Origin of the sequence: Nonlabens sp. (assembly GCF_039941875.1) — a bacterium.
In the GTDB taxonomy this organism is placed as follows: domain Bacteria; phylum Bacteroidota; class Bacteroidia; order Flavobacteriales; family Flavobacteriaceae; genus Nonlabens.
In genome coordinates this window covers 70480-91921 of the sequence record NZ_JBDVDQ010000003.1, presented here as the reverse complement: position 1 = coordinate 91921, position 21442 = coordinate 70480, and the positions used below count along the sequence as shown (strand labels likewise).

20 protein-coding genes are annotated in these 21442 nt (G+C 34.8%); 11 read left to right on the top strand and 9 right to left on the bottom strand.

Features of this window, described 5'->3' with window-relative positions:
• The first annotated feature begins 89 nt into the window (after positions 1-89).
• A complete protein-coding gene (locus ABJF08_RS00805) occupies positions 90-1133 on the top strand; it encodes a ferredoxin--NADP reductase (RefSeq protein WP_348114151.1) in 1044 nt (347 codons plus the stop codon).
• Between the two features lie 36 nt (positions 1134-1169).
• The gene (locus ABJF08_RS00800; protein WP_348114150.1) at positions 1170-1898 is read left to right on the top strand and encodes a hypothetical protein; all 729 of its coding nucleotides are present in this window, start codon (positions 1170-1172) and stop codon (positions 1896-1898) included.
• 204 nt (positions 1899-2102) lie between these two features.
• On the opposite strand, the gene ABJF08_RS00795 is transcribed toward ABJF08_RS00800, so the two are convergent.
• The 3 genes from ABJF08_RS00795 to ABJF08_RS00785 all read right to left on the bottom strand — a co-directional run bounded on the left by ABJF08_RS00795 (position 2103) and on the right by ABJF08_RS00785 (position 4024).
• On the bottom strand, positions 2103-2483 hold the full coding sequence (locus ABJF08_RS00795) for a hypothetical protein (protein ID WP_348114149.1): 381 nt from the start codon (positions 2481-2483) through the stop codon (positions 2103-2105).
• A complete protein-coding gene (locus ABJF08_RS00790) occupies positions 2483-3139 on the bottom strand; it encodes a CoA transferase subunit B (RefSeq protein WP_348114148.1) in 657 nt (218 codons plus the stop codon). The genes ABJF08_RS00795 and ABJF08_RS00790 overlap by 1 nt, the downstream gene beginning before the upstream one ends.
• Positions 3140-3322: 183 nt before the next feature.
• The gene (locus ABJF08_RS00785; protein ID WP_348114147.1) at positions 3323-4024 is read right to left on the bottom strand and encodes a CoA transferase subunit A; all 702 of its coding nucleotides are present in this window, start codon (positions 4022-4024) and stop codon (positions 3323-3325) included.
• A gap of 115 nt (positions 4025-4139) precedes the next feature.
• On the opposite strand from ABJF08_RS00785, the gene ABJF08_RS00780 reads away from it, so the two are divergent.
• The 5 genes from ABJF08_RS00780 (at position 4140) to ABJF08_RS00760 (ending at position 8590) form a co-directional block, all read left to right on the top strand.
• Entirely contained in the window at positions 4140-4787 is a 648-nt protein-coding gene (locus ABJF08_RS00780; RefSeq protein ID WP_348114146.1) for a peptidoglycan DD-metalloendopeptidase family protein, read from the top strand.
• On the top strand, positions 4787-5356 hold the full coding sequence (locus ABJF08_RS00775; protein WP_348114145.1) for an SUKH-4 family immunity protein: 570 nt from the start codon (positions 4787-4789) through the stop codon (positions 5354-5356). Before ABJF08_RS00780 ends, ABJF08_RS00775 begins: the two co-directional genes overlap by 1 nt.
• A gap of 107 nt (positions 5357-5463) precedes the next feature.
• Positions 5464-6453 (top strand): UDP-glucuronic acid decarboxylase family protein, encoded by a 990-nt coding sequence (locus ABJF08_RS00770; protein ID WP_348114144.1) that lies wholly within the window; start codon positions 5464-5466, stop codon positions 6451-6453.
• Complete coding sequence (locus tag ABJF08_RS00765) at positions 6416-7807, top strand: exopolysaccharide biosynthesis polyprenyl glycosylphosphotransferase (protein WP_348114143.1); 1392 nt, start codon at positions 6416-6418, stop codon at positions 7805-7807. Before ABJF08_RS00770 ends, ABJF08_RS00765 begins: the two co-directional genes overlap by 38 nt.
• Positions 7808-8590: a glycosyltransferase family 2 protein gene (locus tag ABJF08_RS00760; RefSeq protein WP_348114142.1), complete on the top strand. Its 783-nt coding sequence runs from the start codon at positions 7808-7810 to the stop codon at positions 8588-8590.
• 11 nt (positions 8591-8601) lie between these two features.
• Here the strand turns inward: ABJF08_RS00760 and ABJF08_RS00755 are convergent, their stop codons facing one another.
• The gene (locus ABJF08_RS00755) at positions 8602-9048 is read right to left on the bottom strand and encodes a hypothetical protein (RefSeq protein WP_348114141.1); all 447 of its coding nucleotides are present in this window, start codon (positions 9046-9048) and stop codon (positions 8602-8604) included.
• 73 nt (positions 9049-9121) lie between these two features.
• Entirely contained in the window at positions 9122-10417 is a 1296-nt protein-coding gene (locus ABJF08_RS00750) for a phenylacetate--CoA ligase family protein (RefSeq protein ID WP_348114140.1), read from the bottom strand.
• A 64-nt stretch (positions 10418-10481) separates the two neighbouring features.
• Between ABJF08_RS00750 and purD the strand changes: the two genes are divergently transcribed.
• Positions 10482-11750, top strand: a complete 1269-nt coding sequence (gene purD / locus ABJF08_RS00745) for a phosphoribosylamine--glycine ligase (RefSeq protein ID WP_348114139.1) — start codon at positions 10482-10484, stop codon at positions 11748-11750.
• Positions 11751-11761: 11 nt separating this feature from the next.
• Here purD and ABJF08_RS00740 read toward each other — a convergent pair whose 3' ends face one another.
• Positions 11762-11983, bottom strand: coding sequence for a uracil phosphoribosyltransferase (locus ABJF08_RS00740; RefSeq protein WP_348114138.1), 222 nt, complete (start codon positions 11981-11983; stop codon positions 11762-11764).
• 46 nt (positions 11984-12029) lie between these two features.
• Between ABJF08_RS00740 and ABJF08_RS00735 the strand changes: the two genes are divergently transcribed.
• From ABJF08_RS00735 to ABJF08_RS00725, 3 genes are read left to right on the top strand one after another with little or no spacing between them, the layout of a single operon-like run.
• Positions 12030-12926: a hypothetical protein gene (locus ABJF08_RS00735; protein ID WP_348114137.1), complete on the top strand. Its 897-nt coding sequence runs from the start codon at positions 12030-12032 to the stop codon at positions 12924-12926.
• 42 nt (positions 12927-12968) lie between these two features.
• Positions 12969-13577, top strand: a complete 609-nt coding sequence (locus ABJF08_RS00730) for a DUF4254 domain-containing protein (RefSeq protein WP_348114136.1) — start codon at positions 12969-12971, stop codon at positions 13575-13577.
• A gap of 3 nt (positions 13578-13580) precedes the next feature.
• Positions 13581-14612, top strand: coding sequence for a glycosyltransferase family 9 protein (locus ABJF08_RS00725; protein WP_348114135.1), 1032 nt, complete (start codon positions 13581-13583; stop codon positions 14610-14612).
• Positions 14613-14882: 270 nt separating this feature from the next.
• Here the strand turns inward: ABJF08_RS00725 and ABJF08_RS00720 are convergent, their stop codons facing one another.
• The 3 genes from ABJF08_RS00720 to ABJF08_RS00710 form a co-directional block, all read right to left on the bottom strand.
• Positions 14883-15185, bottom strand: a complete 303-nt coding sequence (locus ABJF08_RS00720; protein ID WP_348114134.1) for an antibiotic biosynthesis monooxygenase — start codon at positions 15183-15185, stop codon at positions 14883-14885.
• Between the two features lie 17 nt (positions 15186-15202).
• The gene (locus ABJF08_RS00715) at positions 15203-15589 is read right to left on the bottom strand and encodes a hypothetical protein (RefSeq protein WP_348114133.1); all 387 of its coding nucleotides are present in this window, start codon (positions 15587-15589) and stop codon (positions 15203-15205) included.
• 263 nt (positions 15590-15852) lie between these two features.
• Positions 15853-21378, bottom strand: coding sequence for an MG2 domain-containing protein (locus ABJF08_RS00710; RefSeq protein WP_348114132.1), 5526 nt, complete (start codon positions 21376-21378; stop codon positions 15853-15855).
• Between the last annotated feature and the right edge of the window lie 64 nt (positions 21379-21442).

Below are 21442 nucleotides of genomic sequence, written 5' to 3'. Positions count from 1 at the left end.
TTGGTGTGATTTGATTTATAAGTAATCATTTTGTTAAAAATGTTACAGCTCGATTTCCTTTATTACTTTTGCAACTTTAAATATACCACATGATTTTTCATCATCTTACTATAAAACAAGTTACCAAAGTTACTTCTCAGGCAGTAGAGATTATATTTGATATACCTCAAACCCTCACAGCAGATTTTAACTACATATCTGGTCAGTACTTAACGCTTAAAGCTACCATAAATGGAGAAGAAGTACGTCGTGCTTATTCTCTATCTAGTGCGCCGCATGAAAACGATTTAAAGGTAGTTATTAAAGCAGTAGAAAAAGGTGTTTTTTCTAACTATGCCATGACATTGCGTGCTGGTGACCAGCTAGAAGTTGCTACACCAGACGGTCTGTTTATTCATGAGAAAAGTGAAACTGCTCAAAATTATTTGATGATAGCAGCAGGTAGTGGTATTACTCCTATTACTTCTATTATCAAAGAGGTACTTATTAATGAGCGAGAAAGCAAAGTGGCCTTGATTTATGGAAATCAGTCGGTAGCACAAACCATTTATTACGAGCAATTCAATGATCTTAAGGATCAATATGGAGATCGTTTTTTCCTTAAATATTGTTTCTCTCGTGAGGAGCGTGACGAGGCATTATTCGGTCGTGTGAGTAAATCTAACCTCAACTTTTTCTTGAAACAAGAAGTTGCCGATCTCACTTTTGCAAAAGCATACTTATGTGGACCAGAAGAAATGATTTCTATGGCGACAGATAATTTGATAGAAAAAGAAGTTCTTGCTAAGGAAAATATCAAGTTCGAACTTTTTGCTGCCAAAGAGAACAAAATAGAAATATCAGAAGACAGTCATCTAACTGAGCTTACTGTAATACTGGATGATGAGACGCACACACTTACTGTAAAAAGAGACGAGATTTTACTAGATGCCATGCTTAAAAATGACATCGATGCACCGTACAGTTGTCAGGGCGGTATTTGTAGTTCATGTATATGCCAGATAGAAGAAGGTAGTGCACAAATGGCAAAGAATGCGATCTTAACCGATAAAGAAGTTGCAGCAGGGCTATCACTAGCTTGCCAAGCTTATGCGACTAGTGCAAAGGTTGTGGTGAATTTTGATGAGGTTTAGTTCTTTACAACAGTCTAATTTGTGATCAAGTTTGACATGAAAAACTTCTTTTTATTTACTTTTCTAATTCTTATATCAGTAAGCTGTAATAATTCTGAAAAACCAATTATTACTAAAGATGATTTGATAGGTAAAACATTTGATTTTATTACTCCAAATGTGAAGTTGACATGGGAGTTTAAAGATTCTACTTATAATGATTTTGAAAATAGAGATTATGATTTATTCTGGGAAGTTTTCCAAAAAGATGGAACAACTATATTAGCTATTGAAGAATTGTCCTATCTATACAAAATTGTAATCACTTCTACTGATAACAATGAAATAACTGGGTACTCTCTAGAAAACAAAGATTACAGAATACATTTAAAGGAAAGACCTGTTAAATGGGATCGAAATCTTTTACAAGGGAAATGGATTAATGAAAACTTTCTAGATTATAATGATAATGTTCAAGATTTAGAAAAACACCCTATGTCTCTATTACCAGGTCCTAAAGGTTTAAAAGTAATATGGCCTCCATTACTAACATTTAAAAAAGACACAATATATTCTGATGTATATTTTGAAACGGTAAAATCACCTTTTAATATAAGTGGCTCAAATGAATATATAACACTAGAGTTATGGAATGAATATGGTTTTATCGACAAAGTGTGGGAAATAACAACATTAAATGATTCTGTACTCATTGTAAATCAAACATCTGAAGAAGAAATGGGTTCTTCAACTAAGAATAATGTAAGATTTGTAAAACAGAAATAACAAAGCTTTTCAAATTTGACATGCCAACTATACGTGTTGGCATAGTCTAAATTCATTATCGATAATAGAATGAAGATCAATATTTTAATTTATCGACTTTAACCAAACATGCCAAGACAAATACTTGGCATGTTGGTTTCTAAAAGCTGTTTTCCCAAGGGTAGAATTAATTCTACCCTTGGGAAGTAAGAGATTTAAGTTTAGTTAAAAACCACTATTATTTAAAATCATAATGATGGTATTATTGCGATTTGCTATAAAGTCAAATTTCTCTTTAAGAACTTCGATATCTTCTTTACCGTTATTCATAAACAGTTTTATTAAAGTGTATAGCCCACCTCTCTTATTAGTTGTAAGACCTCTATCGTGCTCTATAAATTCTTTCACCTCAATTGCAGAAACCTTAGGTAAAGATTCTAGTAACTCTTGTACAAAATTATCATTCTCAACTTCTATATGATCTTGAAGCATTGTTTGGTTTCTTTCATGAATCACCATAAATTCTGATACCGTATCGATAGAATGACTGTTTTGAGCAAATTCTGCCACCATTTTAAGTGACTTTTTTAAAATCTCGTAATCCATCAATCTATACTCATCTCAGGAATATCTCCATCGATAATCAAAGTTCCTTCGGTAGCGTTTTGAATGTCTTCTACACTAACTCCTGGCGCACGTTCTAAAAGTTTAAATCCTTTATCAGTTACTTCTAAAACAGCAAGATTAGTCACTACTTTATTGATGCAATTGACTCCGGTAAGAGGTAAAGAACATTTAGAAAGCAGCTTTGATGCTCCAGCACGATTAGTATGCATCATGGCAACGATTATATTTTCTGCACTGGCTACAAGATCCATTGCGCCACCCATTCCTTTTACCATTTTTCCTGGTATTTTCCAGTTAGCTATATCACCATTTTCTGCTACTTCCATAGCTCCTAAAATGGTAAGGTCCACATGCTTTCCACGTATCATCCCAAAACTAGTCGCGCTATCAAAAAAGCTAGCTCCTGGCATGGTAGTAATGGTTTGTTTACCAGCATTAATCACATCTGCGTCTTCTTCTCCTTCAAATGGAAACGGTCCCATTCCTAAAACACCATTCTCTGACTGAAACTCTACTTCCATTCCGTCAGGGACATAGTTTGCTACGAGAGTAGGAATACCTATTCCTAGATTAACGTAGTAACCGTTTTTTACTTCTTGTGCTATTCTCTTTGCTATTCCTATTTTATCTAACATGATTTTTTCTTTAGTAAACGTCCTGGCGTTAGAGGTTTTAAACAATTCTCAATCGCTCAAACTTATATTTTATAGTTTCCATTCCCCAACCCTAAAGGGTGCGGAAACAAAAGCTTTTAAACAATAGTATCATTAAGAAACCTACCCTTTAGGGCTAGGGAAAGGTTTCAGCAATTTAATTTTTTAATCCCTTTTCCTAACCGTGCGTTGCTCTATACGTTTCTCATACTTCTCACCTTGAAAAATACGTTTTACAAATATTCCTGGTATATGAATTTCATTTGGGTCTAATTCTCCTGCAGGGACTAGTTCTTCTACCTCAGCAACAGTTATTGTTGCTGCTCCAGCCATAACAGGATTAAAATTACGAGCTGTTCCTTTAAATATTAAATTTCCTGCGGCATCACCTTTCCATGCTTTTACAAAAGCAAAATCTGCATTAAAGGCATGTTCTAGAATATGTGGTTTTCCATTAAAATCGCGTACTTCTTTACCTTCTGCCACTTCAGTTCCATAACCAGCAGGAGTAAAAAATGCAGGAATTCCAGCTTGTGCAGCGCGACATCTTTCGGCTAGAGTTCCTTGAGGTATCAAATCTACTTCTAACTCACCACTCAACATCTGGCGTTCAAACTCGTCATTTTCTCCTACATAAGAAGAGATCATTTTCTTGATTTGCTTTCCTTGAAGTAATAATCCTAAACCGAAATCGTCCACACCAGCATTATTAGAAATACAAGTCAGATTCTTTACACCAGATTTTACTAACTGCGCAATACTATTTTCTGGAATACCAGACAGTCCAAAACCACCTACCATTAAAGTCATATCGCTTTTAACGCCTTCCAGTGCTTCTTCCACACCTTTTACCGTTCTATTGATCATATCAAAATTGTTTGGTTTAAAAATACGGCAATTTATTGAAGATTTAAAGCGCCTATCCATAACACAAGCTTTGTTATTTTGTTAAATTGCTAGCTCTTAATTAAGTACTTTCCTCATGTCTTTTAAACATCTTATTGATCCTAAATACAGTAAAAGTGATTATTTCCCTATCGACCTGTCGGTTAAGAATACCTTTTGGGATGAGAACGACGTGAGTGATATCCCTACATTTGAAAAATATCTAGAAGAAAAGCGTACCCTAACTGGTAAATACATCGCTCATGGTGGCTATCTAGAACAACGCGCCTTGTATAGAAAATCGGCTAGATTCCAAGCTGGTGTGGTACGGGACATCCATATGGGAATAGATCTTTGGGCTCCAGCTGGGACAAGCGTTCATGCTTTTATGGATGGCGTGGTACATAGTTATGCGCACAACGACGACGCAGGGAATTATGGACCTACCTTGATCTTAGAACATGATTTAAAGGGTAAAAAACTCTACACACTTTATGGACATCTCTCTATAAGTGATATGGATAAATGGGTTGTTGGATTCCGCTTTCGCGAAAGCGAGACCATAGCAACTCTAGGAAAACCAATAGAAAACGGCGGTTATTCACCACATCTTCATTTCCAGATCATGACAGATATGAAGGATTATAAAGGTGATTTTCCAGGTGTAGCAGCAGAAAATGAACTCGAAAACTATGATGGCGTTATTCTAGATCCAAATGAGTTTATTTTTGAAAAGATATCATAATGCTAAAGAAAGATCAGTTAAAAAAATGGAATACTATAGCAAGTGAAATTCTATACTTTGAAAATAAAAGTAATAACTATAATTCAATCAATTTTGATTTCTTGAGAGAAATAGGAATGCCATCAGAATGTTGGGAATTTTCTTTTGAAAATTTAAAAGAAAAGAACCTGAAAACAGTCAATAATCTATGGAAATTAAAAGATACTAACTACGATAATTTCTTATCAATAGGATCTAATGGATCAGGAGATCCTGTAGCTATAAATATTTCTACAGAAGAATTTGTTTATTTAAATCACGATAATTTTTTTGAAGAAATATTAATTAATTCTAACCTCTCATGCTTTGCACAGTGTGTCCTTAAAATCGATTCCTTCTTAAATAATTTAATTAAATTAGAACCTAATTCAATTTTTGAAAATGAATTTACTGATCAAAGTTATGAATTACTTTTATCTGAACTTAAAGAAATAGACCCTAGGGTTTTCTCTCTTAAAACAAATCACTGGAATATTATGTTAGACAGTTTAAAATGGGAAAGAGATGAAGAACGTAAAGACAGAAAATGAAAATGAAAATTTTTCATTAAAGCCATCGCTTTTATGATTCCAAAGAAAGCGGCTTTACTACCCTTTCAATTTTGCTATCTTTACGATCTTATTCAATTATCTATTAAATGAAAAAAAGAGTTCTTATTACTGGTGCGGCTGGATTTTTAGGCTCACACCTTTGTGATCGTTTTATTAAAGAAGGTTACCGTGTGGTAGCCATGGATAACCTTATTACCGGTGATCTTAAAAATATAGAACATCTTTTCCCTCATGAAGATTTTGAATTCTACAACCACGATGTGTCTAACTATGTGCATGTTGCTGGTGATCTAGATTATGTATTACATTTTGCAAGTCCTGCAAGTCCTATAGATTATTTAAAAATACCTATACAGACTTTAAAGGTAGGTTCTCTAGGAACTCATAATTTACTAGGTCTAGCAATGGCGAAAAAGGCACGTCTTCTTATTGCATCTACCAGTGAGATTTATGGAGACCCACTTGTGCACCCTCAAGATGAGAGTTATTATGGTAATGTAAATACCATAGGACCGCGTGGTGTTTATGACGAGGCAAAGCGTTTTCAAGAATCGATGACTATGGCTTATCATAGATTTCATGGTCTAGAAACTAGAATCGTACGTATTTTTAATACGTATGGACCTAGAATGCGACTTAATGATGGTCGTGTAATACCTGCATTTATGGGACAGGCATTGAGAGGTGAGGACATTACCGTTTTTGGCGATGGGTCTCAAACCAGATCTTTTTGTTATGTAGATGACCAGGTAGAAGGAATTTACAGATTGCTACTTAGTGACTATTCTGACCCTGTGAACATAGGTAATCCTAATGAGATCACTATAGGTGATTTTGCTGAGGAGATTATATCCATGACTGGAACTGACCAGAAAGTAGTTTATAGAGATTTACCTCAAGATGATCCACTAAAAAGACGTCCAGACATTACTCTTGCAAAGAAAATTCTAGATTGGGAACCTAAGGTAGGTCGTGAAGAAGGAATGAAGTTAACTTATGATTATTTCAAATCGTTATCTACTGCAGAATTAAACAAACGTGACCACAAAGACTTTACAAAACATATCCGCAGATAGTATAGCCTATCGCAATGGCCGGTTTTCTGGTTTTATAAGACCCATTTCCTACCTCGTAGATTTGAGTCTTATAGTTATTATTGCGTCCTATTTTTTCAAAGAAAGTTTTGACTTATTAACCTATAGTATTTTTATAGGTATTTGCTGGGTAATAGTCTCTATGCAACTGGACTTTTATAAGATACGTCGCAATACTAAGTTTACCACATTGATTATAAGGCTTGCTAAGCAATCGGTATTTTTTGCATTTATTGTTTTTGCATTTTTTGGTTACTACTATGAGCTTAATAGAGAGTCCACTTTTATTTTTAATTATATAGCGGCCACAGTAGGTAGTATTTCTATTATTAAAATAAGTCTGTTCTTTATTCTCAAGAACTATAGAAGCGCACTAGGTGGTAATTATAGAAACGTTGCAATTCTAGGTGTAAATGAAGAAACAGAGCGTTTAAATGAGTTCTTTAAGATCCATACAGATTATGGTTATCGTTCAAAAAAAGTGGTAGACGTACATTCTTCCTCCTTCTCTATAAACAGTTTTCTAGAATGGGTATTAGAACATCAAATAGACGAGATTTTTTGTTCTGTAAAAGAGTTGAATAATGATCAACTAGTAGAATTAACTGACTTTGCAGATAATAATCTAAGAACTCTCAAATTTATACCAGATACAGAAGCTGTACTTTCTAAGCAGTTGCATTATGATTATTACGGCCTCACACCAGTACTTTCTTTAAGAGAAATACCACTAGATGACGTCGCAAATAAATTCGGTAAAAGAGCCTTTGATATTATCTTTTCCCTATTTGTTATTCTATTTGTTATGTCCTGGTTAACACCTATAGTTGCTATCATCATAAAGTTAGAATCTAAAGGCTCTGTCTTTTTTAAACAAGCACGTAATGGGCTAGATTATAAAGAGTTTACTTGTTATAAATTTAGATCTATGGTCCCTAATAAAACCGCACATTTACATCAGGTAACACGTGGTGATCTTAGAATTACTAAAATCGGTAAGTTTTTACGTAAAACCAGTATAGACGAGTTGCCACAATTCTTTAACGTACTCCTGGGAGATATGAGTGTCGTAGGACCGCGACCACATATGGTAAGCCACACACACATGTATGCAGAGCGTATTGATAAATTTATGGTGCGCCACTTTGTAAAACCAGGCATTACGGGACTTGCCCAAGTAAGTGGATATCGTGGCGAGGTAGAAACTGAAGAAGATATAAAAGGACGCGTGCGCAATGATATCTTTTATATAGAAAATTGGAATATTGCTGTAGACATAAAAATCATCTTTAAAACGATTGCAAATGTTTTTCAAGGTGAAGAAAAAGCCTACTAGATGAGTCTTGTTTCCATCATAATGCCTACTTATAACAGCATGGCAACGGTTAAAGAATCTCTAGACAGCATTATCTCGCAAACTCATAGACCTCTAGAAATCATTACTATAGATGACTGTAGTGTGGATGGTAGTTACGCTTTCGCGAAAGCGTATGCAGCAAAAAACTCTTCTCAAGAAATAACTTTTATCACCTTAAAAAACACAACTAACTCTGGGGCTGGAATAACACGTAACAAAGGTATAGAAGCTGCAACTGGCACCTACATCGCTTTCCTTGATGCAGACGATTTATGGAAACCACATAAGCTAGAAACACAAATAAGCGCTATGAAATCTCAAGATGCGCTAGTCTGTTATGGCGCTTATGAGATTTTTAAAACCATACCAGAAAAGCCTATAGCTATCCACAAGGTATTTGAAAAGCTAACGTATCAAAAACTACATAAAAGTAATTATTTAGGGAATCTAACCGGTATATATAACGCTGCCGTTTTAGGTAAAATAGCGGTTCCTAACTTACGTAAACGACAAGACTGGGCGATGTGGTTAGATATTGTTAAAAAAGCAGGATTTGCCATAGGTATTCAAGAACCCATAGCTAGTTACCGATTAGGTGATGGACTTTCCTCAAATAAACTGGACCTCGTAAAGTATAACTATGCAGTATATAAATCGCATTTGGGATATTCTACTATTAAAAGCAGCTGGATGATGTTGCGATTTTTTTATGAGCAGTTTATTGTAAAAATGAGGATGAAAGTAAAAGCTGAGGTCTCTTAATCACCAATAAACTATTGAAAAACTATAGGCAAATTACTATTTTCAATTTTCACTATGTAAAACGGTTGTTGAATTATAGTAAACCCATTATCGCCAAAGTTGATATTATTTACATCTACAATAATGTTAGAGCTGTTCTGAAAAATATTAACTTCCAAATCATATACGCTAGAAGATCTAACCTCATCAAAAACAGCGATAATCGTATACGTATTGAAATCTATAATAGTCTCGGTAAATTGATCAGATACTACATTTACAGAATCCATTGAGGCCATCAGGTTGTTCCAGGTAACATTGTCAGTGATAACCATATTTTGACTAGTAATACCTTCTTGTCCATTACCATGTAAATTACTATCTGAAATTAAAGTCAATGGTATCGCATTAGAATCGTCATCGTTATTACAACTTATAAATAGTATTGAAACTAATAAAAATAATATTACCTTTTTCATTTTGTTGGGTTTACTATTAAGATGCTATTATTTCTAAAAGGTTGCGTGCACATATTAAAACTTAAAACACCTTTTAAACCTCACTCATAAACTGTTTCAGCTTACCTCGTTTACTTCTATCAAGAACTTCAAGTCTGGTAAATTTTAAGGATAATCCTGATTCTAGATATTCGTCCATGGCATTTTGAATATTCTCTTTTACTGATGTATTTATCTCACTTTTACTCACGTACTGGATTTCAAAAGCATCTGACTTTTTCTGAATGACCACAAACTCGAGAATATCTACATCTTCTTTTATCACCGTTTTAGTAACATAATAAAAAGTCAATCCTGGTACGATTTTACCACTAGGTAATCTAGCGATATCACTAGTACGACCCTGTAGGTCTTTTAATATTCTAGTGCCATTTTTTAAAGTTTCTAAACTACCCAAATCTCCTATTTCATAACGTATTATAGGATGTGCTAGATTATAAAGATCGGTTACTAGAATTCTACCTATTGTTCTATCTGGTACTGGCTGGTTATTATTATCAACTACTTCTACATACAGATTTTGCTGATTCACCTCAAAGTTTCCTTGAGCATTTTGCATAGCGATTAGACCTACTTCACTTGCACCGTATTCATTTATAACAGGAATTCCTATCCATTTCTCTAACAACAATCTGTCATCAGGAAAAAGCATTTCGCTTGTTACGATACATATTTTAAGAGTTGGGCAAATATCTTTAAGAACGGTATTTTTCTGCTCGCAATACTTAGCTAGTAATACAATACTGCTCGTATAACCATTTAAATATTCAAATTTATTTTTCTTGAACTTATTGATAAAGTTTTCTAGAACTTCATCATTCATATTAAAAATAGGAAAACGCTTGCGGTAACTCACAAAATCTTTAATAAGCTCAAGATATTTCCCTTTACCACTCAAAGGAATACCATAAAAACGAGCTTGTAAAGAGGTGTTTAAATTGATCCCATGCTGTTCATAAGCATGGTGAAATGATGCCCAAGTCATAGCATGTGCATACTTATTTTTACCATAAGTAAAAGGATGCCCACTAGAACCACTAGTTTTACCTTTAAAAATATTCTTTACGGTATAATTTTTACTTAATCGCTCGTGCAACGGCTGTTGTAAATTACGTTTACTTAAAACAGGTAAGTCATGCCATTTCACATTCTTTTCTATCACGAGGTTGTTATAAAAACGATTGTTAGTAAGATGGTGTTTTACTATAGATTCTTTGCGGTTTTGCAAACCCTCATTACCGTTAGAAACCAAGTTATCAAACTCTTTACGAGCTCTATTGATCTCAAAACCTTGTAGTTTTAATATGTTGTCAAAAAGTTTTAGTGGCATTTTGATAAATCAAGCTATCATTGAGCAAGGTAAAACTTATTTTTGCATTCCATAAACACAACTCATGAATGTTCTCATTTTAGGAAGCGGTGGCCGCGAGCACGCTTTTGCACAATCGATTATTAAAAGTTCACTTCTTAACCAGCTATATGTAGCTCCAGGAAATGCAGGTACTCATGAAATAGCAACTAATGTAGATCTAGGCATCACAGATTTTCCTGCAATAAAGAAATTTGTCCTTGATAACGATGTTACTATGGTAATAGTAGGTCCAGAAGCACCACTAGTAGAAGGTGTTTATGACTATTTCCAGACAGAAGAGTTAAAACATATAAACGTTATAGGACCATCTAAACAAGGTGCTGTTCTAGAAGGTTCTAAAGAATTTGCCAAAGAATTCATGGAACGTAACAACGTGCCTACAGCAGCTTATAAGAGTTTTACTAAGGATAATCTTAAAGAAGGAATGTCTTTTATAGACAGTCTTAAACCTCCATATGTTCTTAAAGCAGATGGACTTGCTGGCGGTAAAGGTGTTCTTATTATCGAGCATGCAGACGAGGCAAAAGAATCTCTAGAAGAAATGCTCGTAGGTGGCAAATTTGGTGCGGCATCTAATAAAGTCGTGATAGAAGAATTTCTAGACGGTATCGAGATGAGTGTTTTTGTGATGACAGACGGTACTTCTTATAAAGTAATGCCTACTGCAAAGGATTATAAACGTATAGGAGAAGGTGACACTGGTCTTAATACTGGTGGAATGGGTGCTGTATCTCCAGTTCCATTTGCAGACGATGTGTTGATGCAAAAAATAGAAGAACGTGTTATAAAACCTACTATTAACGGTTTTGTAAAAGAGAACATCGTTTATAAAGGGTTTGTCTTTATAGGTTTAATGATCGTAGATGGAGAACCAGAAGTAATTGAGTACAACGTGAGAATGGGTGATCCAGAGACTGAAGTAGTCTTACCTCGTATTTCTAGCGATTTATTGGCTCATTTACACGCTTTCGCGAAAGCGGAACTACACAAAGAAAACCTAATCCTAGATTCTAGAAGTGCGACAACAGTCATGTGTGTGGCAGGTGGATATCCAGAAGCTTATGAAAAGGGAATGGAAATATCTGGACTTGAAAACATAGAAGACAGTATAGTCTTTCATGCTGGTACTGCTCTTAAAGATGGAAAAGTAGTTACTAATGGTGGTCGTGTTATGGCGGTAACTAGCTTTGGACCTGATTTCAAACAGGCACTAAAAAAATCCTACCAAAACATAGATAAACTAAGTTTTGATAAGATGTATTATAGAACTGATATAGGTTTTGACCTATAAAAAGTGATTTCTTATCCTAAGAAAGAGTGACCAGTTTGAGTTTTATCCTCATCCTTATCGTACTCTTTAAGTTGCTTCATCCAGTAAACAAAAGCAACCACTAGGATAGCTATTGCGATCCATGATACAGAGTTTGCAAGAAACCAACTAGAGTTTTCTAGCTCTCTCAAGGCATCAAAAGGAATTAAAATAAGTTCAAATAAGCTTACTATTGCGTCTAATAAAGTTTCCATTGCTGTAAATTGCTTGTTACGACTGCAAAAATAGTTAAAAATCTCTATGCTTTCCAGTTTTTTTAAAACTAGTAAACCTATTCATTACATCATCACCTTTTTGATGGTGGCAATTATGGTGGGTTATTTTGTAATAGACCATCCTTTTTTAGGCTGGAAATACATTTGGATTTCTGTTCTAGCCATAGCATCCATAGCTGTTTTTCAATTCATAACGCTTAAAAATGATCTTACACACAACAACTCATTTTCCTTATGGATTTATAGTTGTTTACTAGTTATAGGATTAGTTTACTTCTCTGATTTGCAAATATTTATTGCATATACTTGTATATTACTCGCATTAAGAAGATTGCTTAGTATGCGCACCAGGCGAGGACTGGTTAGAAAGATTTTTGACGCTTCATTATGGGTTTCGATAGCTACAGTATTTCACTCTTGGAGTGCAATATTCTTTATCGTTATATTCTTAAGTATCGTCATTTATGCTTTTAAAAGTATTAATTATTGGACCGTTCCCTTTATCGCAATTGCTTGCGTATCGATACTTACATTTACTCTAGATCAATATATAGGGACTGATTTCTTCCTTAGAATATTTAAAAAATTTGATTTAAGTTTTTACTATGTAAACTTTGAGATAGATGTATTATTTGCCGTCTCTTCTATAGTAAGTAGTCTAGGTCTCATCATGTCTATCGCCCTTTTATTTGGGTTTCCTAAAATATCGATAAGCGCTAGATCTCGATTTTCTGTACTAGGTTTTTCTGGTATTTGCGGCTTTTTATTTTTTGTAATGAATGGTAGTGCTCTATTATCAATACCGTTACTATCTATATTTATCGCAAGAATAGTACAAGAAACAAATAATAAGATCGTTAAAGAAAGTCTATTATGGATTCCATTTATAACTATGATAGTTCTATTTATTCTTAGATTCTAGAGCGTTCTTAAATCTTTATATTTGCACTTTTAAAAAATGATTATGTTTTCAGATAAAGCCAATAAAATTTTTCAAACTGTTATCGACACCTATCACGTAGTGAATACGGTAGATCAAGATTTTGAAAACCCATACGACCGTAATTCTAACCTTATAGAGCATTTATTATATCGCAAGTGCTGGATAGATACTGTACAATGGCATTATGAAGATATAATCAGAGATCCACAAATAGATCCAGTTGCTGCACTTACACTTAAACGTAAGATAGATGCTAGTAATCAAGATCGTACGGACATGGTAGAGTATGTAGATGGTTACTTTTTAGATCTTTACAGCGACGCAACAGTTAAGGATAATGCGACTATTAATACAGAGAGTCCTGCATGGGCTGTAGACCGTATGTCTATTCTCGCATTAAAAATATACCACATGAATGAAGAAGCAACTCGTACAGATGCTTCTCAAGATCACCTTGACGCTTGTAAAAAGAAACTAGATATTCTTCTAGAACAGCGCGTAGATTTATCAACAGCTCTTGATCAATTGCTAGAAGATATCTCAAAAGGAGATAAATACATGAAAGTCTACAAACAGATGAAAATGTATAACGATGACGAACTTAATCCAGTCCTCAGAGCTCTAAAATAAACCATGCCGCTACCTCAACGCATACTCGTCATTAGACTAAGCGCTATGGGCGATATTGCCATGTGCGTTCCTGTTTTATTGGCCTTAAAAAGAGACTACCCTAGTGTTGAGATAGTTGCGCTTTCGCGAAAGCGATTCCGTTCCATCCTAGAGCATATTCCAGACATCACGTTTATAGAAGCAGACGTGGATAATAGACACAAAGGTGTATCTGGACTCTACCGACTTTCTAAAGAAATTAAGGCTCTTAAAATAGATGCCGTAGCCGATTTTCATAATGTGTTGCGTAGTAAAATATTACGTACTTTTTTAAGAGGAATCCCTAAATCTAAAATTGATAAAGGACGCGCTGGAAAAAAGAAATTGATCAACGATCCCACTTTTTTTAAACCCTTAACACACAGTACAGAGCGCTATGCAAACGTACTGCGTGAGTTAGGTTTTAAAGTCGAATTAAAAGGAAATGAGTTTTTACCCAAAGAAGCCGTTTTACCTCAAATTCATAATCAAATAGGTAGAAAAACATCAAAATGGGTAGGTTTTGCACCATTTGCTGCACATGAAACCAAAGCGGTAACTATAAAAAAAGCAAAGAAACTCGTTAAAGCCATCTCTCAAGATGATCAGATAACCATACTTCTATTCGGTGGTGGGAAAAAAGAACAAGAACAACTGCAAATAATAGCAGGTACTACCTCTAATGTCATTAATATGGCTGGTATTACTTCATTTGAGAACGAGTTAAGCGTTATGTCTCAACTAGACGCTATGATTGCTATGGATAGTGGTAACGGTCATCTAGCAGCTTTATATGGCGTTCCTGTTATTACTTTATGGGGTAACACACATCCTTATGCAGGCTTTGCACCTTATGCACAACCAGAGGAAAATCAATTGACCGCAAATAGAGATAAATTCCCACTAGTACCTACTTCTATTTTTGGGAACAAAGTAGTGAAAGGTTATAAAAAAGCCACTAGTTCTATTAAAGTAAAACAAGTTGTGGAACGGTTAAAGATCGTATTAGAGTCTTAATATTTAACGATCACTAAAAATTTTCTAAGAGATTCTGCTATGCAGCGGAATTACCTACTATAATTTAAAACTCCTTGCCTTAGAAAAGGAAAGGTGGGCAAAGTGAGTGAAACGAGCTTTGGTCGGAAAGGTTGAAAAATGCTGGTTTTAACTAAATAGCTTTATAGAATCAAAAAAAATACTTTTCAACCACTCCTGATTGCTAGCAAAGCTAGCTAATCTGTCCTCGCCTTTTCTAAGGCGAGGAGTTTTTAATATGGTCGAGAAGAATTATTTCTTCTCAAACTCATACTCACGTTCCACCTTACAAATTCTCACATTATACCACTCGTACCAGTTATCTCTACCTAGTTTTTGAGCCGTTTGATGATCTAATTGTGACTTCCATTTAGAAATAGATTCAAGAGATTTCCAATAAGAAACCGTAATTCCTATCTCGTTTTTTGCCGAATCATGATGCATGTAACCATCTTGTTGTACAGCGAGCGATTCCATAAGTTCTGCCATTTGATTATAGGCTGGATCACTATTCTTTTTTTTAGAAGTAAAGATTACGGCGTAGTAAGGAGTCATATCTTAATAGATCAATCTTATAGGTACAATTTAGTGACATTTCGTTTATTGAAATTTCCTGAAATTGTATTGTTATTATAAAATTCCTCAAATACTATTTCGGCATCACTAATATTGAGAATTTCCTCTTGTTGTACCATTATTTCCCCTGAAGTAGTTTGTAATACTACCCAAGTTACTTTTAATGGACTTATATTTTCACCTCTTCCTATTACAAAATGTTTAAATTTTAAATTCGAATTAACTCGATATTCAATGATAAGCTCTTGCGCATTTCCAATACATTGAACGTAATCCCCATTTTTATTAGTCAATATTAGATGCGTAACAATATTTTTTATCGCATCTTGAATAAAATTCCAACTTGGGTTTTGCAATTCAATATTGTGACTTGATAGATGCATTTTATATCTTAATTATAAATCTTAAAAATTAATTATTCTCAGAAGTAAGAAGCATTTCCCTTCAGACGAAGGGAAAGAGATTTAGAAGCGACAGCGATAAACGAAAAGGGTTTGACACCATGTATTTGTAAACTCTCTATTCTTGTAAGAATGAAAGTTCTCCGAATATTCCAACACCGCAAAACCCCTTATTTAATTCGTACACGAATTAAATTTTCCCCATTTAAAAAAGGGGAAAGCTTAAAAATCGTAATTAAAATTATTTACCTCACCACTTCTATCCACTGTCCTTTATTACGGACTATATAATCTGCATCATACATTGCCTCGCATTGTAGGCCTGGTAGATAATATTTACCTAAGTAAGAGGCATTAATAGTAGTTTTAAAAGTGAGTGTTTCTTTACCTTTTAGGTCAAAATAATAGTTGACACGATCGTCTCTTATGTCCGTGTATTCTATACTGTTGTTAGTTTCTTGCGCTCCATAATCCGTAAATCGAGTATTTACTATTTCCCAACCTGATGGTAAAATTTGAGTAAGTGCTACATCTTCAATTCTAGAACCAGTTGTGTTAGTAATAGTAGTTACTGCGGTGATTTCTGTTCCTTGCGTTACCTTACTTACATTTACCGCATTCCCATCTTTATCGGTATAGGTAATGGTAGCTTTTAAATTACTTTGTGCGGTTTTTTCAGTGCCAACTGGTAATTTACCTGTCATTGCATTGGTTATAAAAATAGTGTTGTTTCCGTTGTTTTTTACGGTAACAGTTGTTTGATTTTCATCTATATCTAGATTGCGATTTGCGATGCTTTTTATAGTAGAAACTGTATTAGTTATTCCCTTAAAAGTATATTCTACATTCACTCCTTTTCCTCCAACGTGGTCAGCATATTTACTGATAGCGATAAAACTATAAGCAAGTGCTTGAGTGTTATAATAACGGTCAGAATCTAAGTTTCTAGCCATTTCTTCCATAAGTTTTCTAGCACGCTCATCCTTTTTCATAATCGTATAGGTTTCTAACGCCATTGCACGATTACGTTGTGGAGATCCATAGGTTCTATAATCGTATTTCTTAGGTTGGAAATCTATATTACTCTTTGAAAGAAGCTCTTCGGCCGCCTTGTTCTGACCTACTAATGCATAGGCAGCAGCTAGTCTCAACTTACTATCGTTGGATAGGTTCGAGTTTTCGCGTAAGCGGTTCATAGAAGATAAGTCTGGTGCGCCTGCTACTGCTAGTGTGTATAATCTATAAGCTTGGTACAAGTCATTATGATTATTATAACGCCATTGTTTTGCTACTCTTTTTTGATAAGCAATCCAGTTAGACTTAAAAGAAATAGGAACTGTATAACCAGCTTTTTCTGCCTCGATAATGAAATGTCCTGCATAAGTAGTACCCCAGTCATTTACACTACCACTGCCTGGCCAATAAGAAAAACCACCATTTGCTTTTTGGTAATAACCTAATTTATTTATTGCTGCCTTTATGTTAGAACTGATTTCCTTTTGTTGATTACTATTTAAATCAATCACGCTAGAAAGGTGCAATTGTGGAAATGCTGCACTAGTTGTTTGCTCTACACAACCATGTGGATAACGTATTAAGTAATTTAATCGTTTACCTATATTCATAGCTGGTAAACTAGAAAACGAAATCGTAGATGCATTGCTACCTCTTGTTCCAAATGGTTTTACTGCAATAGTAGCGGTTTCTCCAACTTTAAGGATTGCTTTCTCTGAAATCGTACTATACGGATTAGGGTTTACCACATCTATTTCTGTCTCATAAGCAGCGGTCTCGCCATTACCTCTAGCAGAGAGTTTTAACTTTGCAATTCCAGATGCATTCTTAACTTTTACATCAAAATAAGCAATTTGATCTCCAGTTTCTGTAAATTTTAATTGCTGCGTATTACCATTTAATAACTCAAAGAATGGTGAGTTTTCTAAGGTCACTTTTACGTCTTTTACCTTATCATCCATAGCAAAAATAGTTACCGGTAATTTTACTGTTTCTCCAGGTGACAGCTTTCGCGGAAGCGATGCCAGCATCATTAATGGTTTCTTTACTGGAGTAGCAACCTGGGCACTACCGTAGGCTTCACTGCGGTCATTACCAGCTACTACCATCGTGCGCACAGAACCTACATATTGAGGTATGTTAATAGTGTGCGTTTTTTTCTCGCCTGGTTGAAGTGTAAATGGACCTAAGTGAATAACCATAGGTTTAAATCTATTTGCTTTCTTAGCCTTAGAAGCTGCTGCGCTACCATCACCGCCTATGGCAAATGCCGCATCTATACGACCACCATAAGCACCGATAACATCATCAAAGATGTCCCATGTCTTCACTCCTAGCGCCTCACGGGCAAAGAACGTATCCCATGCATTAGGTGTTTTAAAATTAGTTAGATCTAGTAACCCTTCATCTACAACGGCCAGTGTGTAGGTCATGGCTTTGTTATTTTTCTCACTTACGGTAACCTTAGCACTAGTTTTAGGAGCTAGTTCTTTAGGCATCTTAATTTGTGGTTCTAGATGTGTCGCAGCATTTTCTACTAACAATGGTATGACACCGTACATTCTTAAAGGTAAATCGTTTGCTGTTTGTGCATGGGGTTGCAAATAAGTGATATGCACATACACATTAGGAACATAAAGATTATTGAGCGGTATGCTCACCTCTGTTTGTTTGTCTTTAGTTTCTGCCCATTGTGCGTCTAGAACTTCTGTTCCATTTTCTACGGTTATTAATGCGCGTCCACCAGCGGTAGATGGGAATGTAATTTTTGCATTCTCGCCTACTTTATAGGTTTTTTTATCTGCATTAAAGATTAACATAGATGCCATTTCTGGATCTACTTTACGGCTTTTTCCTGCCCATCCTGGCCAGTCTACATAAATAATTTTACCAGTAGAATGTCCTGATTCTGGATCATAAACGCGCACTAAATATCTTCCCCATTCTGGATATTTAAGAGAGAAATTAAAACTTGCTTTACCGCTAGAGTTGGTATTGATCGTGTTGTTATAAACTTCTTCTCGGTATTCTTGAGCTTCATATCTAGAAAGGCTACCTGACTGAGACTGCCACCACCAGCGCCAGTTTACTTTATACACTTTTACCTCAAGGTTTTTAGCTGCCTTAGGCTTACCGCTTTGATCTACAGTTACTACATCAAATTTATGATCTGTATCTGTAAGTAACATTCCTCTTTGCTTGTCTCCTGGTGGTACATCGATACCTACATAAGTATCGTATGGAGAATAGGTTTTAGTAGTCACATTTGTACTGAAATCTCCTCCGTTTTCATACACCTTAGTAAGAAAACTAGCCTTTAACATTCCTGGTGCTTGGGAATCCATGTTAGGTTCAAAATCAAAACTAGCGTTACCACTTTGATCTAACTGACCGTCAAAAATCTCTGATTCTTGTAGATCAAAATATCTTGACGGATCATCAAAAACATAGCTCTCATACTTTTTAAAACTTGTGGTAGTTGCATAATACTTTGCCGTAATATTTGCTTTAAGACCTTTGGCAATTGCACCGTGCAACCACATACCATTTAAAGAACCGAATACATTATCTCCATACTTTATTATTTCTTGATCAAAATATAGTTTCACCTTTAAACGGTTAGGTTTAATGGTTTCTATTTTAAGTGTTTTATTAAAAGTAACACCACCTACCTCAACTTTTGCATTCCAGTTTCCTGTCGGTGCGTTATCATCTGTTTTTAAATCAAACTGGTAGAAATTATTAAGTCCGTTTTTTTGTACATCACTATGTGTGATTTTACCATTAGGATCTCTTAATTCTAATTTAATAGGATGACCTTTAGGTAATTTATTATCGGCATCATTAAGCATAAAGGTCAGGTAAATATTATCTCCAGGTCGCCACACACCTCTTTCTCCATAGATGTAACCTTTAATTCCTTTACTTAATCTTTTACCAGAAGTGTCAAATTTACTTACCGACAGTGCACGACCATCGTCTAGTTTTACATATCCATATTGATTATTATAAGTAACCTTTGCAAAATATGCTGGTTTATCTAGTCTTATATCTAATAGCCCTTTATTATCTGTACGTGAACTAGCTATTTCTTGCTGTTGAAAGTTATATAGCTTTACTTGTGCACCACCCAAAGGTCGAGTAGTAATAATGTCATTTACGGCTATTAAGTAACTATTATCATTTCCTTTTTTAACGGTTATACCTAAATCACTTGCTAGGACATTTGTACTAACTGATTTATTTCTATAGAAAGAATGAGAACATGGATCTTCACGATCTCTCCAGTTATAATCATAATAACCGTACTCATCATCATAATAGTAATTTTGAGCACCATCCCAACTACTAGCCTCAAAAGAATCGTCGTAATCTATTTCTTCAACCTCTGGCTGATTTTCTGCCGTGTACTCACATTTATAAGCGCTGTACGCCAGTTTATATTTAAACTCTACTCTATAAATAGCTCCAGGATCTGGAGCGATCACCTCACTAAGATCTACAGAATAAGTATTCCATTTATTTACATCATTACCAGTGGCTTTAATATCTATTACTTTACGAGCAACTGGTCTACCTACATTACGTAGATTAACTATAGAACCTATATTATTGTTCTGTAAAAATTGAAGTACGTTATTATTAAATACTTTATAAACCCAAACATCTACTGCATTAAGATTAACCGCCTTAAAATTAATTTTTGAATTTTGAGAAGACGGTAAAATGGTTCCCGATCTTACGAGTTTTACTTCTGGATTTACTTGTTCAAAAGCAATAAAGCTAGAAAAACCATTTTTAAGTTTATAGCCAGCCATGCTAGAAATACCAGTAAAAACCTCCACTTTTTTAGAACCGGTAACCGTTTTTGATGGATATACCTTAAGCTCGTTACCACTACTTTCAAATTTCATTTTATCAACACCTTCTATCTGGATCATTCCATCTAGATTTTGTCCCTTTTTTATAGGATCAGAAAAGTTAATTAAAATGTACTGTACATCTCCATTAACCAGTTCTATGTCCGTAACAGAAAAACTGTTTTTACCAGGTAGAGTAATGGTGTTATTACCTTTATCGGCCACGCCTATACTATTTCCATTCCATGAAATCTCTACTTGCCCATCTTCTACCGGTCGTTGTATGCTGTCTATTTTAAACTCAAAATATTTACCTAATGCCGTTGTGGTAGGAAATTTTACCGCTAGATTTTTACCATTTAATGTCGCATTAACTAATTGCTTTGCATTTTCTAAATCCATGATATCGCTAGAGCGTATGGTACCATTGATATATTGATAATCGCTTTGATAACTTCCTACAGGGTCTGTACTTACTATAAAATCTTGAGCAATGGTTTTAAAATTAAAAGTAAATTCTTTTAAATCGTCGCTTACCTCTCTTACTTTATCTAGTTTAAACTTTACCTCATACTCCGTGTCTTCTTTTAAAGGTTTTTCTGGTAAAAAAGATACCGTTTGTGCATCTAGAACAGTTAACTTACCAGAAGCATTAGGGTCTAGTTTCACCCAACTAGCATCTAGTTCTTTACCTGCAGTCCACCCTTCTACAGGTTCGGTTAATTTTATAACAATAGGTTCTCTAGTAGAGATTACATGATCAGAAACCTGACTGACGTATTCCCTAAATTTAAACAATTCATTTTGTTGTTCTTGGAGTTTTTCTTCATCAGTTTTGTTATTACATGAAGCAAGAACAAGCAACGAAAACAGAAATAAAAGTGCTTTTTTAATCAAAATCAGTTGGTAATTAGTGGTTAGTTGAGAATTTCTATAAAATTATAGAAACTAATTGAGGTGC